The 12,422-nt window shown below is 68.6% G+C and carries 11 protein-coding genes and 1 riboswitch; of the genes, 8 read left to right on the forward strand and 3 right to left on the reverse strand.

The annotated features are described in order from the left end of the window. Window positions 1–42: 42 nt before the first annotated feature. Together ISN75_RS06540 and gcvP are read right to left on the reverse strand one after the other, a co-directional pair. Window positions 43–2,058, reverse strand: coding sequence for an amidohydrolase family protein (locus ISN75_RS06540; RefSeq protein WP_168648528.1), 2,016 nt, complete (start codon window positions 2,056–2,058; stop codon window positions 43–45). A gap of 251 nt (window positions 2,059–2,309) precedes the next feature. Continuing rightward, window positions 2,310–5,180, reverse strand: a complete 2,871-nt coding sequence (gene gcvP, locus ISN75_RS06545) for an aminomethyl-transferring glycine dehydrogenase (RefSeq protein WP_168648529.1) — start codon at window positions 5,178–5,180, stop codon at window positions 2,310–2,312. Between the two features lie 53 nt (window positions 5,181–5,233). Continuing rightward, window positions 5,234–5,327: riboswitch (glycine riboswitch) on the reverse strand. A gap of 406 nt (window positions 5,328–5,733) precedes the next feature. On the opposite strand from gcvP, the gene ISN75_RS06550 reads away from it, so the two are divergent. Together ISN75_RS06550 and ISN75_RS06555 are read left to right on the forward strand one after the other, a co-directional pair. After that, entirely contained in the window at window positions 5,734–6,156 is a 423-nt protein-coding gene (locus ISN75_RS06550; RefSeq protein WP_343819703.1) for a VOC family protein, read from the forward strand. 34 nt (window positions 6,157–6,190) lie between these two features. Next, a complete protein-coding gene (locus ISN75_RS06555; protein WP_343819705.1) occupies window positions 6,191–7,846 on the forward strand; it encodes an esterase/lipase family protein in 1,656 nt (551 codons plus the stop codon). Window positions 7,847–7,855: 9 nt separating this feature from the next. On the opposite strand, the gene ISN75_RS06560 is transcribed toward ISN75_RS06555, so the two are convergent. Then, complete coding sequence (locus tag ISN75_RS06560) at window positions 7,856–8,605, reverse strand: SDR family oxidoreductase (RefSeq protein ID WP_343819706.1); 750 nt, start codon at window positions 8,603–8,605, stop codon at window positions 7,856–7,858. Window positions 8,606–8,750: 145 nt separating this feature from the next. Here ISN75_RS06560 and ISN75_RS06565 point away from each other — a divergent pair, with 145 nt between their 5' ends. From ISN75_RS06565 to ISN75_RS06590, 6 genes are all read left to right on the forward strand, one after another. Beyond that, window positions 8,751–9,674, forward strand: a complete 924-nt coding sequence (locus ISN75_RS06565; protein ID WP_343819708.1) for a LysR family transcriptional regulator — start codon at window positions 8,751–8,753, stop codon at window positions 9,672–9,674. A 55-nt stretch (window positions 9,675–9,729) separates the two neighbouring features. Next, window positions 9,730–10,389, forward strand: coding sequence for a class I SAM-dependent methyltransferase (locus ISN75_RS06570; protein WP_343819710.1), 660 nt, complete (start codon window positions 9,730–9,732; stop codon window positions 10,387–10,389). A gap of 1 nt (window position 10,390) precedes the next feature. Further along, the gene (locus ISN75_RS06575) at window positions 10,391–11,314 is read left to right on the forward strand and encodes a flavin reductase (RefSeq protein ID WP_343819712.1); all 924 of its coding nucleotides are present in this window, start codon (window positions 10,391–10,393) and stop codon (window positions 11,312–11,314) included. A 3-nt stretch (window positions 11,315–11,317) separates the two neighbouring features. Beyond that, on the forward strand, window positions 11,318–11,833 hold the full coding sequence (locus ISN75_RS06580; protein WP_168648535.1) for an acyltransferase family protein: 516 nt from the start codon (window positions 11,318–11,320) through the stop codon (window positions 11,831–11,833). Between the two features lie 144 nt (window positions 11,834–11,977). Beyond that, the gene (locus tag ISN75_RS06585; protein ID WP_168648536.1) at window positions 11,978–12,169 is read left to right on the forward strand and encodes a hypothetical protein; all 192 of its coding nucleotides are present in this window, start codon (window positions 11,978–11,980) and stop codon (window positions 12,167–12,169) included. Between the two features lie 15 nt (window positions 12,170–12,184). Next, window positions 12,185–12,406 carry a hypothetical protein gene (locus tag ISN75_RS06590; RefSeq protein ID WP_168648537.1) on the forward strand — a complete coding sequence of 74 codons (222 nt, stop codon included), beginning with the start codon at window positions 12,185–12,187 and terminating at the stop codon, window positions 12,404–12,406. Window positions 12,407–12,422 lie beyond the last annotated feature (16 nt).

Genomic DNA, 12,422 nt, shown 5'->3' on the forward strand with positions numbered 1-12,422 from the left:
CGACACCGCAAAAAGAACCCCGGCCTACGCCGGAACCCAAGTTCAGGGCTTGAAGCCCACCGACTCCCACAGCGGCGCGGGGTCATACACGCTGCCATTGGCGATAGTCTTGGCAATGCGCCGCGTATTGTGGATGTCCGCCAGCGGGTCGGCGTCGAGCAGCAGCATGTCGGCGCGTTTGCCGACCTGCAGGGTGCCGACCTCCTTATCCAGGCCAAGCACCTTCGCCGGCACGCTGGTCGCCGCCTGCAGCGCTTCCATCGGAGTGAAGCCGGCCTGCACGTAGATCTCCAGCTCGCGGTGCAGCGAATAGCCGGGGATGCCCTGGTCGGTGCCGGCCACGATGGTCAGGCCCTGGCGGTGCAGTTCGCGCAAGGTGGCGAGCATGTACTGATACCGCTTGATCGAATCCTCGGTGTGGTCCGGCGCCGCACCCGTCGCATTCAAGGCGGCGGCCAGCGGCGCGGCGACGTGGTCGATGCCGGGCTCGATCGAGCGCAGCGGCGTGGTGCTGGGGCGGTCGAACAGTTCGAACAGGGCGATGGTGTCGTCGAACACGGTGTGGTGCTGCTTGAACAGCGCCAGCTGCCGGCGTGCGCCGGGCGTCTTGAAATCCAGCGGCGGCAGCGGCTGCCCGCGCTGGACGCCGAGCAGATCGCGCATCACGAAATGAATGTGGTTGATGCTGTCGTAGCCGGCTTCCACGGCCTGCGCGCTGGTCATGCCCTGGGGCACGTGGCCGGTCACGGTAAGGCCGAGCTTGTGCGCTTCGGCGGCGATCACCGGCACCAGTTCGGGTTTCATGCTGCTGTAGATCTTGATTTGGATCGCGCCGGCCTCCTTGTAGCGCCGCACCACCGCGCGCGCCTGCTCGGGCGTGTCGGCGGTGATCGCCCCCAATGCGATCGGGCCGCTGCCGTCGACGATGCCGGCGATCAGCAGGCGCGGGCCGATGCCGCGGCCGGACTGGATCGCGTCGCGCACGGTAGTGATGAAGTCGAATTCGTTGCCGCAGTCGCGCACGGTGGTGACGCCGGCGGCCAGGTAGATCGGACCCCATTCCACCTGTTCGTAGTGCGCGTGCATGTCCCACAGGCCGGGGATCAGGAACTTGCCGCTGCCATCGAGCACGTCCAGGCCAGGCTCCGCCGGTGGCGCGGCGCCGCTGGTGTCGATGCGCACGATGCGCCCGTCTTCCACATAGACGGAGGCGTTGCGCCGCGCCGCCGCGCCGGTGCCGTCGATCAGGGTGACGTGGGTGACGACCAGTTTCTTCGAGGCGGGGCGCTTTGCCTTCTCGGTGAGTCCGGCCAGCGCCTGCAGGTTGTTGCCGGCGGCGTGCTGAATGAAGGCGGGCAGGGAGTCCTCGTAGCCTTCGCGCACGGCCTCGAAGTGATCGAACTCGCTGTCGGTGGTGACCACCGCGGCGAGCTTCTGCTGCTCGTCCAGCCAGGCGGTCTCGTTGCCCCAGACGAGGCCGCTGATCACATAGCCCTGCAGCCTCACCGGCTTGCCGCCGGCCTGGATCTCCAGCGAGCCGGCCGGCTGGATGCTGACCTGTCCGTCCGGCGGTACGGCGATACGCGCGGGCTTGCCCTTCGCCAGCCAGTAGCGCAGCAGCATCTGCTGCATCGCCACCGGTGAATAGCCGTCCACCAGGAAGGTGTTGTCGGTGACCGGATGCTGCGTGGTCTTGCCGGCGCGCAGCAGGGTCACCTTGCCGCTCTTGGCGTCCAGGGTGAAGCTGTCGTGCATCGGCGATTCGCGCGAAGACTGTCCGTCGCTCTTCAGCGTCAACGGATGCGTGGCGTCGGCCGCGGTGAACTCGGTCTTCAGCGGCACCTCGGTGCCGCGGTCCTTGAAGCTGAAATCCGAACGCAGCAGCAGGCGGCCCTGATCGTTGGAGATCGTGTAGCTCTCCTTGCCGATCGCCTGCGCGAACTTGTGCAGCACGAAGCTGCCCTGCTCGGCGGTGGGCGGGGTCTGCGCCGCGGCGTGCGCTGACAAGAGAGAGAAAAGGGCGGCGAGGGCGAGCGAACGAGCGAATGGATGCGGCATGTCGGCTCCCTTGGCTACGGCGCGGTCGATACGATCGGCGTAGGTCGGGGTGAGCGTGAGCGAACCCCGACGCTGGCGTATCCGGTTCGCGATGTCGGGGCTCGCTGGCGCTCATCCCGACCTGCGAAGGACGTGGGCGATCAGAGCAGCCGCCCCCGCCGATGGCAAGAGCCCGAAAGTCATTCCCCCGGAACGAAACAGGCCCCGCCATGGCGGGGCCTGTCGCGGCATGCGGGGGTGAAACCGGCGGCTTACGCCTCGGCTTCTTCCTTGTACGCGTCCACCGGGATGCACGCGCACATCACGTTCTTGTCGCCGTAGACGTTGTCCACGCGCGCCACCGGCGGCCAGTACTTCTGCAGGCGCAGGCTGGGCAGCGGGAACACCGCCAGCTCGCGCGGGTAGGCGTGGGCCCACTCGCTGCCGGCCACCGCGTCGGCGGTGTGCGGGGCGTGCTTGAGCGGGTTGTCCTCGCGGTCCAGGCGGCCGTCCTCGATCGCGCGGATCTCTTCGCGGATCTGGATCATGGCGTCGATGAAGCGGTCCAGCTCGTGCTGCGATTCGCTCTCGGTCGGCTCCACCATCAGCGTGCCGGCCACCGGGAAGCTCAGCGTCGGCGCGTGGAAGCCGAAGTCGATCAGGCGCTTGGCCACGTCCTCGGCGCTGATGCCGGTGGCGTCCTTGAGCGGGCGCAGGTCCAGGATGCACTCGTGCGCCACCAGCCCGTTGCGGCCGGTGTACAGCGTCTCGTAGTGCGCGGCCAGGCGCTTGGCGATGTAGTTGGCATTGAGCAGGGCCACCTGGGTCGCCTTGCGCAGGCCCTGCTGGCCCATCATGGCGATGTACATCCAGCTGATCGGCAGGATCGAGGCCGAGCCGAAGCTGGCCGCCGAGACCATGCCCACCGTGCCTTCGCCGCCGAGCGTGCGCGGCAGGAACGGCGCCAGGTGCGACTTCACCGCGCAGGGCCCCACGCCCGGGCCGCCGCCGCCGTGCGGGATGCAGAAGGTCTTGTGCAGGTTGAGGTGCGAGACGTCCGAACCCCACTTGCCCGGCTTGGCCAGGCCGACCAGCGCATTCATGTTGGCGCCGTCGGTGTACACCTGGCCGCCGTGCTTGTGCACGATCTCGCAGATGGCGACCACGTCTTCCTCGAACACGCCGTGCGTGGACGGGTAGGTGATCATCAGCGCGGCCAGGCGCTCGCTGTACTTCTCGGCCTTGGCGCGGATGTCTTCCAGGTCCACGTTGCCGTTGGCGTCGCACTTGGTGACCACCACGGTCATGCCGCACATCTGCGCGGAAGCCGGGTTGGTGCCATGCGCGGATTCGGGGATCAGGCACACGTCGCGGTGGTCGTCGCCGCGCGAGCGGTGATAGGCGCGGATCGCCAGCAGGCCGGCGTATTCGCCCTGCGCGCCGGAGTTCGGCTGCAGGCTTACCGCGTCGTAGCCGGTGCACTCCACCAGCATGGCTTCCAGCTCGTCGATCAGCTGCTTGTAGCCCTGGGTCTGCTCGGCCGGCGCCAGCGGGTGGATATTGCCGAATTCCGGCCAGGTCACCGGGATCATCTCGGCGGTGGCGTTGAGCTTCATGGTGCAGGAGCCGAGCGGGATCATGGTGCGATCCATCGCCAGGTCCTTGTCGGCCAGCGAGCGCATGTAGCGCAGCAGTTCGTGCTCGCTGTGGTGGGTGTTGAACACCGGGTGCTGCAGGAAGGCGTTCTGGCGCAGCAGGGCGGCGGGCAGCGCGTCGCCGGTGGCGGTGTCGGCTTCGTCGATGTCGCCAAGCTCCGCACCGAACAGCGCGGCCAGCGCCTGCACGTCGGCGCGGGTGGTGGTCTCGTCCAGGCTGATGCCCACGCACTGGCCGTGGATCTGGCGCAGGTTGAGGCCCTTGCTGGCGGCCTTGGCGTGGATGGCGTCGGCGTCGACGCCGGTGATGCGCAGCGTGTCGAAGAAATCGCCGCCCACGTCGAGGCCGGCCTTGCGCAGCGTCGCCGCCAGGATGGCCGCCAGGCGATGCGTGCGGCGCGCGATGCGCCGCAGGCCGTCAGGGCCGTGGTACACGGCGTACATGCTGGCCATCACCGCCAGCAGCACCTGCGCGGTACAGATGTTGGAAGTGGCCTTCTCGCGGCGGATGTGCTGCTCGCGGGTCTGCAGGGTCAGGCGGTAGGCCGGCTTGCCTTCGGCGTCCACCGACACGCCGATCAGGCGGCCCGGCATGGAGCGCTTGTAGGCGTCGCGGCAGGCCAGGTACGCGGCGTGCGGGCCGCCGAAGCCGAACGGCACGCCGAAGCGCTGGCTGTTGCCGATGACGATGTCCGCGCCCCAGCTGCCGGGCGAGGCAATGAGGGTGAGCGCGAGCAGGTCGGTGGCTACCGCCACCAGCGCGCCGCGCGCGTGCACGGCCTCGGCGGCGGCGCGGTAGTCGTTGATGGTGCCGTAGGTATTGGGGTACTGCAGCAGCACGCCGAAGCTGTCGACGGTGGCCGCGTCCGCGGCCGGGCCGACGTGCAGCGCGATGTCCACGCCGTCGGCGCGGGTGCGCAGCACTTCCAGCGTCTGCGGGTGCACGTCGTCGGCGACGAAGAACACGTTGCTCTTGGATTTGGCCGAGCGCTTGGCCAGCGTCATCGCCTCGCCCGCCGCAGTGGCTTCGTCCAGCAGCGAGGCGTTGGAGATGTCCATCCCGGTGAGGTCGGCCACCATGGTCTGGAAGTTGATGAGCGCTTCCATGCGGCCCTGCGAGATCTCCGCCTGGTACGGCGTATACGCCGTGTACCACGCCGGGTTCTCCAGGATGTTGCGCAGGATGACGTTCGGCGTGTGCGTGCCGTAGTAGCCCTGGCCGATGAAGCTGCGGAACACCTTGTTCTTGCCGGCGATGGCGCGGATCTTCGCCAGCGCTTCCACTTCGGTCATGGCCGGCGGCAGGGCCAGCGGCGCGGCGGACTTGATCTGGCCCGGCACGATGGCGTCGGTCATCGACTCCAGCGAGTCGTGGCCGATCGCGCGCAGCATGTGCGCGATCTCGGCGTCGTTGGGGCCGATATGGCGCTCGATGAAAGCCTCGTGGTGCTCGAGGTCGCGCAGGGAGGGGGAAGCGGGCTTGGTCATGACAGGGGCGTCCGGAGTGCCTGAATACAGGCAGGACGTGCGTGCCGCACGTCAGGCGCCCCTCTGTCCTTTTGCCTGAGAGTTTGGAAGCTCGCGCTTCGTGCCCCTTCGGCGCCGGATCTAACCGGTCTCTCCAGAGTTGTTCCGCGGCGGCGGTGGTATGGGAGCCTGAGCGATTACGGGCGTTGCGCCTTCGGCAGCGGATATGTCCGCTTCTCCCACCGCGCCTTAAGGGGGCGATTATACCCAACCTGTGGTCCCTTCTCCCCTCCGGGGAGCACGCGGGGAGCGCACATGGATGTGCGCGGCTCTGAGGAGCGAGGAAGGTGGCTGCAGCCGGATGAGGGGCGGGTGCTCGCGGAAGAAGATCGACGAAGCGTCGCTTGCTTTTGTGCTCTCGCTTCACCGCTCCGTAGGCCCCCCTCACCCCAGCCCTCTCCCCGCAGGGGAGAGGGGGCAGAAGCTTGGCGCCGTGGTGGTTTTAACGAAAACTTGCGCGTTCCCCCGGCGCGACGGAGTAGCGTTTGCCGGATCCCCTCATTCAGGTGCATCCATGCCCCATCCCCCGTTCCGCCTGCGCCAGCTCGACCACATCGTGCTGCGCGCCATCGACCCCGCGGCGCTCGAAGACTTCTACTGCCGCGTGCTCGGCTGCACGGTGGAGCGGCGGCAGGAGGCGATCGGCCTGGTGCAGCTGCGCGCCGGTGCCTCGCTGATCGACCTGGTCGGCATCGATGGCAAGCTGGGCCGCCTCGGCGGCGCGGCGCCCGGCGCGGAAGGCCACAACATGGACCATATCTGCCTGGCGGTGGAGGGCTACGACGAGGCGGCCATCCGCGCCCATCTCGAAGCGCACGGCGTGCGCGTCGGCGAGAGCGGCTCGCGCTACGGCGCGGAGGGCGAGGGCCCCTCGCTGTATCTGTACGATCCGCAGGGCAACATGATCGAGCTGAAAGGGCCGCCGGCGCAGGCTTGAGCGGGGCGAGAGGCGGCGCATCGAAGGGGGCTTCATGCGTGGCGTGGTGCATCGGTGGTGCGGACGGGTGTGCGGACTGCTGGCGCTGGCCGGCATCCTGGCCGCCTGCGCGCCATCGGTACGCCGGCTGGCGCCGCCCGCGCCCGACGCCGCCCTGAGCGTGGCCAAGGCCGCGGCCATGGACGCCATGCGCCAGGCCTCGCCGGAACGCGCGGCGCGCGGCTGGCTGCGCTGCGCCGCGGGTGCGTATCGCGCGGCGCTGGCCGGCGGCGCGGTGGCGGACGAAGCCGCGGCGCTCGATACGCAATGCACCGGCCATCTCCTCGACTTCCTGCTGGCCACCGAAGACGAACGCTGGAAGGCGCGCACGCTGGACGTCGGCGGCGATCCGCTGGCGGTGCAGCTGGACGGGCTGTCGCCGGATCTGGCCGGCGCCCCCATGTTCGTGCGCGCCGAGCGCATCCAGGTCTCCGGCCTGATGTTCGGCCAGCGCTTCGCCACCAACGGCTTCGGCGTGGCCCTGGTCGCCGCCACCCGGCGCTGCGAGGGCACGCCGCGCTGCCGCCTGTTCCCGCCGGAAGGCGTGACCCGCACGGCGGTGGCCTGGGTCGAGGCGGATGCGCAGGGCGGCACGCCGCGCCTGGTCTTTGCCGATCCGCTGAAGCGGGGCAGCCTGGCGATCGGCCCGCGCGAGTACGTGCTGTCGATGGACACCACCGCGCCCTACGCGATGCTGGCCGATGCCTCCCAGCTCAAGCAGCTGGCGATCCGCAACCTGCTGGTCAATGGCCGCGACATCGGCGTGCGCCAGGGCGTGTACCTGCTGGAGGACTACGACCCCGGCAAGATCCCGGTGGTGATGCTGCACGGCCTGGGCGGCAGCCCGCTGGTGTGGGCGCGCCTGACCAACCGCATCCAGGGCACGCCGGCGCTGCGCTCGCGCTACCAGGTGTGGCACGTGGTGTACCAGACCAATGCGCCGGTGCTGCTGTCGCGCCTGCGCGTGCAGGGTTTTCTCGACCGCGCCTGGGCCGCGGTGGACCCGGCCGCGCACGACGCGGCGCGCGCGCACATGGTGCTGGTCGGCCACAGCATGGGCGGCATCATCGCGCGCCTGCTCAGCGCCGACAGCGGCGACGTGCTGTGGCGCGCCGCCTTCCTGGTGCCGGAGCAGCAGCTGCACGGCAATGCGGACGACATCGACACCATGCGGCGCGTGCTGCGCTTCACGCCGTATCCGGGCGTCGATACGGCGTTCTTTCTCGCCACGCCGCATCACGGCAGTCCGGCCACCGAGGATTTCTTCGGCCGTCTCGCCCAGCATCTGGTGAAGCCGGGCGGGCCGGAGCTGGATGCGATCGCGCGGCTGGTCAAGGCCAACCCCGAGGGGATCCAGCCCGACCTGCTGCGCGCCTACCGCGAACGCGGCCTCAGCAGCATCAGCTCGCTGCGGCCGGATCAACCCGTGAGCCGCGCCGCCTGGTCGCTGCTGCCGGTGGCGGGCGTGCGCTACTACACCATCGCCGGCAGCCTGCCCGGCGAGGCGGTGCCGGGCGACGGCGTGGTGCCGCTGGAAAGCAGCTTCCTGCCCGGTGCGGTGTCCACCACCACGGTGACCTCGGGGCATCGCGTATACCGCAACGACGAGGCGATCAACCTGATCGTCAAGACGCTGGGCGAATCGCCGTAACGCTGCGCTTTACAGCTGGCTCATGCCGCCGTCGACCACGATCTCGGTGCCGACGATAAAGGCCGATTCCGGCGCGGCCAGGTGCAGCACGGTCGAAGCCAGTTCCTCCGAGGTGCCGAAGCGGCCCAGCGGCACCTGGTTCTGGATCTGCGCGGCGGTGCTCTCCAGCGTGGCGGCATCCAGGCCCAGCTTGCCGTACAGCGGCGTGCCGATCGGGCCGGGGCTGATCACATTGACGCGGATGCCCTGCGCCAGCAGTTCGCCGGACAGCGTCTTCGCCAGCGAGATCAGCGCAGCCTTGCTGGCGGCATAGACGGACGATGTCGGCATGCCGATATGCGCATTGATCGAGCCGTTCAGCACGATGGACGCGCCGCGGTTCAGCAGCGGCAGCAGCGCCTGGACCTGGAAATAGGCGCCCTTGACGTTGATGTCGAACATCTCGTCCCAGAAGCTTTCCTGCACCTCGGCAAACGCAGCGAAACGCGCGATGCCGGCGTTGATGAAGACCGCATCCAGGCGGACGGCTTGCCCGGCCAGCGTAGCGGCGAGCTGGCGCGCGGCGGCGACGTTGCCCGCGTCGTTGCGCACGGCCAAGGTGCCATCGCCGATCTCGGCGGCGGCCCGTTCCAGCGCGGCCGCGTCGCGGCCGGTGATGACCACGCGCGCGCCTTCGGCGGCGAAGGCTTTCGCGGCGGCGAGGCCGATGCCGCTGCTGCCGCCGGTGACGAGGACGGTCTGGTGGGCGAAACGATTCATGGCGTGTCTCCAGTGAGTGGGTGTTCAACTGGAACAGATGCTGCGCCTGCGGCCCGCCGGTGCCGTGCCGGCGCTTCGACGGAAACGTTCGACGGCATCGAACGTGTTGCCGTAGCATCGCTGCGCACCGCAAGGGGGAGACGCCATGCTGTCGGACGACGAACTGGCCCTGCTGGAAGCCATCCGCGAAAGCGGCAGCCTGTCGCGTGCGGCGGCGCGGCTGGGCAAGGCGCCTTCCACCGTGTCGCATGCGGCACGCCAGCTGGAAGCGCGCTTCGACGCGCTGCTGTTCGACCGCTGCCGCTATCGCCTGCAGCTGACGGTTGCCGGCCAGTTGCTGGCGCAGGAAGCGGCGCGGCTGGCGCTGGAAAGCGCGCGCCTGGGCCGGCGCGTGAAGCAGGTGGCCAGCGGCTGGGAAGACCGGCTGTGGATCGTCACCGACGAGCTGCTGGAATTCGCCACCCTGCTGCCGGTGATCCGCGCCTTCGATGCGCTGGCCTCGGGCGTGAGCCTGCGTGTCACCCACGAAGTGCTGGGCGGCACCTGGGAAGCCCTGCGCGACGGCCGCGCCGACGTGGTGGTCGGCGCCACCAACGAGCCGCCGTCGATGCCGAACCTGCAATGGCGCGAACTCGGTGCGCTGGAATGGGTGTTCGCCGTGTCGCCGCGGCACCCGTTGGCGAAGGCGAAGGAACCCTTGGCACGCGAAGCGATCCAGGCCCACCGCGCCGTGGTGGTGGCCGACACCTCGCGCCAGTCGGCCGGGCGCGCCTATGGCCTGCAGGGCGGCCAGCCGGTGCTGGCCGTGCCCAGCATGCAGGCCAAGATCCTGGCCCAGCGCGACGGGCTGGGCGTGGGCTGGCTGCCGAAGCAGCGCGTGGCTTCGTTGCTCCGGCGCGGCGAGCTGGTGGCCCGGCGCACCGCCGATCCGCGCGAGCCGAACACGCTCTACGTCGCCTGGCGCGGCGACCACGAAGGCCGCGCCCTGGCCTGGTGGCTGGAGCAGTTCGCGCAGCCGCGGCTGGCAAAGCGGCTGGTCGACGGGGTGGACGCCTTCGCCGAAGGCTGATGCCGCCCAGGCAACCTTTCCCGGCCGCCACGGTACCCACAGCCAGCCGACGTCCATGGGTCGCCGCCGCGAGGCCATCGATCACGTGCATACCGGAGCGCAGTACCACCAGCGGTTCATGTCTTCCCCGCGCGACCTGGCGGTGCGCGAGAGGTTTCAGCGGATGGCGCTGGGCCTGCTGGCGACGGGTGACGACATCCTGGATTTCGGCGCCGGTACCGGTATCGACGCGAAAGCCTACGCCGCGCACGGGCACCGGACCTTCGTCTACGAACCCGCGGAGCCGATGCGTGAGTATCTGCAGATCCATTGCCGCGACGAGCTCGCCGGCGGAAGCGTGATCGAACTCGGCTCATCGCTGGGCTGCAAGGTACGGGCGGTCACCGCCAACTTTGCCGTGTTCAATCATTTCGCCGATCACACGGCGCTGTTCGCGCAGTTGTCGGGCGTGCTGGGCGAAGGCGGCTTCGTGCTGGCGAGCATGCTCAATCCTTATTACCTGGGCGACGCGCGCTACGGCTGGTGGCGCCGGAATCTGCCGAAGCTGTTGCGCCATGGCCGCTATACCTTCGATACCGCCAGCGGCGTGCACCGGTTTGCGCCGGGCGTGGTGGCGCGCGCGGCGGCGCCGTATTTCCGGCTGGAACGGCTCGCGCCGCGCGGTCCGGGGATGCTGGTGACGCTGTATATGTTTTTGCTGTTCCGGCGCGCCTGACATGTGGAAGGACTGGGTCAGGCCATTCGTACGCCCCTTGCCGCAGTGGTCGGCGGTGGCCGTGGTGCCGGCAGCGCCGCTGGTGACGGCGGCGCTGCGCTGGGATGGACAGGCGGTGGACGTGACGGCGGATCACACCGTGGCGTCGCTGCATCCGCTGACCATCGCCAGCAGCGTCGACGGCGGTGCGCGTCCCGTTCTCGAATACCGCGACGGCGCGAGCGGGCGCCTGCTCGGCAGGCTGCAGCTGGTTCGCGACAGTTCGCTGGCCGCCGGGGTGGCGCCGTTGGCGTTCTATCGCGTCGAGGCCGGTGAGCATCGTTGCCTCGCCTGGCCGCTGCGTCCGTGGAATGCGTGGCTGCAGAACCGCGGCATGGCGAAGCATGCGGCGTCGAATCACCTGAACATGCCGCCGGCCGCCGCGCAGCAGTTGATGATCGCGTATCTGTGTCCGAGGCCGGTGGTGCTGGTTTCGGTGGCGGCGGAGGAGCACCGCAATATCTTTCCCATGGACCTGATCGGGCCGCTGGAGCGCAGCGGCTTGTACTCGCTGGCGCTGCGCAGCACCAATGTGTCGGAACCGGTGCTGCGCGACGTGCGCAAGGTGGCGCTGTCGCATGTTCCGGCCGCCATGAAGGGCATGGTCTACAAGCTCGCCGCGCATCACCGGCAGCCGCCGCAGGATTGGAACGGCTTGCCGCTGCCCCTGCGGCCGTCCAGGGAATTCGGCATTCCGGTGGTGGCCGGGGCGCTGCGCATCCAGGAGCTGGCGATCGTGCACAGCCAGATCATCGGTTCGCACACCTTCTTCCTTGCGCGCACCATCAGCAGCGAGGACCGCGAGGAAGCCGCCCAGCTGCATCACACCGCGGGTTTTCACCAGGCCTACCGGCGCCGGCGGCACCAAGCCTTGCCGGAGGCATAGCGTGTGGATGGCATCGCGCGGACGGGCACCCAGAAGCCAGCTTGGATCCAGGCGTTGCGCGGTGTCGCCGCGTTCATGGTGGTGATGGTTCACAGCTGCAGCATGTGGACGGGCACGGCGATAGGCAGGGCGGTCGCCCATCAGGTGCTTCTGCCGATGGCGATGGGCGTGGATCTGTTCTTCATCATCAGCCGCTTCCTGATGGTATGGGCCACGCGCGATTTCGATGGAAGTAAGGCTTACGCCTGGCAATTCCTGGTCAAGTGCTTTGCCATGATCTGGCCCTTGCTGGCTGTGATGACGCCCGTGGCTCTGGTGGTGGAACACGCTACGGCAGACTGCTCGATCGCACGCTGGTGCTTTCGTATCTGGAAGGACTCGCCTTTGTGCCGCACGATCCCGCCGCATCCGGCATCTATTTCAGCATGGCCGTGGGCGTGGCCTGGACGCTGTGCTTCGAGTGGTATTTCTATCTGGTGTTCGGGGCGGCGATGTTGTTCGGGCGGTGGCGCTACCTGACCATGGCCGCATGGTTCGCCTTGACCTTGCTGGCGATCTCGCTGTACCGCAGCGGCTACACACTGCATATGGGAGAGCAGCCGGTGGTGGCGTTGCTTTATGGTTCGCGCATCGATATCCGTTCCGTAGCGAAGATCATCCGCGATGACGGCAGTCGGCTTGGCGATGCTGTGGATCGCCTGGCAGCCGCTGCACATTGTGAATTTCTTCGGTCCGCAAGGCTGGGGCGCGCCGCTGGCGATCGAGTTCGCCGGCATCGCGCTGCTGGCCGGGACCGACCCGATTCGGGTTCCGCGCTGGAGCGTATGGATGGGTGGTATCTCGTACTCGCTCTAGCTGGTGTATGTGTATGTGTTCGAGCTGCTGCAGCGTGTGGCTGCCGCGATGCCATTGGATCATCTGGCATTTGAAATTGTGTTGTTCGCTATGCGTCAGGTAATTGCGATGATCTGCGCTGGGGTGCTGTTCCGCTTGGTGGAAACACCACTTTCCATATGGGGGCATAAGCGATTGCCGCGGCTCTGCCTGGTGGAAAGAGGCAGCGCGGCGAGCTTGCCGATCGGCTCATCCTAGGCGCAGATATGGCTCC

Source organism: Dyella marensis (genome assembly GCF_049532885.1).
Classification (GTDB): Bacteria; Pseudomonadota; Gammaproteobacteria; order Xanthomonadales; family Rhodanobacteraceae; genus Dyella_D; species Dyella_D marensis.

What these genes read in the sequence shown, in the direction of transcription:
- ISN75_RS06555 (WP_343819705.1), top strand. Translation starts at nt 6,191, where the DNA reads ATGCGTGGCGTGGTGCATCGGTGGTGCGGACGGGTGTGCGGACTGCTG.
- ISN75_RS06560 (WP_343819706.1), bottom strand. Translation starts at nt 8,605, where the DNA reads ATGAATCGTTTCGCCCACCAGACCGTCCTCGTCACCGGCGGCAGCAGC.
- ISN75_RS06565 (WP_343819708.1), top strand. Translation starts at nt 8,751, where the DNA reads ATGCTGTCGGACGACGAACTGGCCCTGCTGGAAGCCATCCGCGAAAGC.
- gcvP (WP_168648529.1), bottom strand. Translation starts at nt 5,180, where the DNA reads ATGACCAAGCCCGCTTCCCCCTCCCTGCGCGACCTCGAGCACCACGAG.
- ISN75_RS06575 (WP_343819712.1), top strand. Translation starts at nt 10,391, where the DNA reads ATGTGGAAGGACTGGGTCAGGCCATTCGTACGCCCCTTGCCGCAGTGG.
- ISN75_RS06540 (WP_168648528.1), bottom strand. Translation starts at nt 2,058, where the DNA reads ATGCCGCATCCATTCGCTCGTTCGCTCGCCCTCGCCGCCCTTTTCTCT.
- ISN75_RS06550 (WP_343819703.1), top strand. Translation starts at nt 5,734, where the DNA reads ATGCCCCATCCCCCGTTCCGCCTGCGCCAGCTCGACCACATCGTGCTG.
- ISN75_RS06570 (WP_343819710.1), top strand. Translation starts at nt 9,730, where the DNA reads ATGGGTCGCCGCCGCGAGGCCATCGATCACGTGCATACCGGAGCGCAG.
- ISN75_RS06585 (WP_168648536.1), top strand. Translation starts at nt 11,978, where the DNA reads ATGACGGCAGTCGGCTTGGCGATGCTGTGGATCGCCTGGCAGCCGCTG.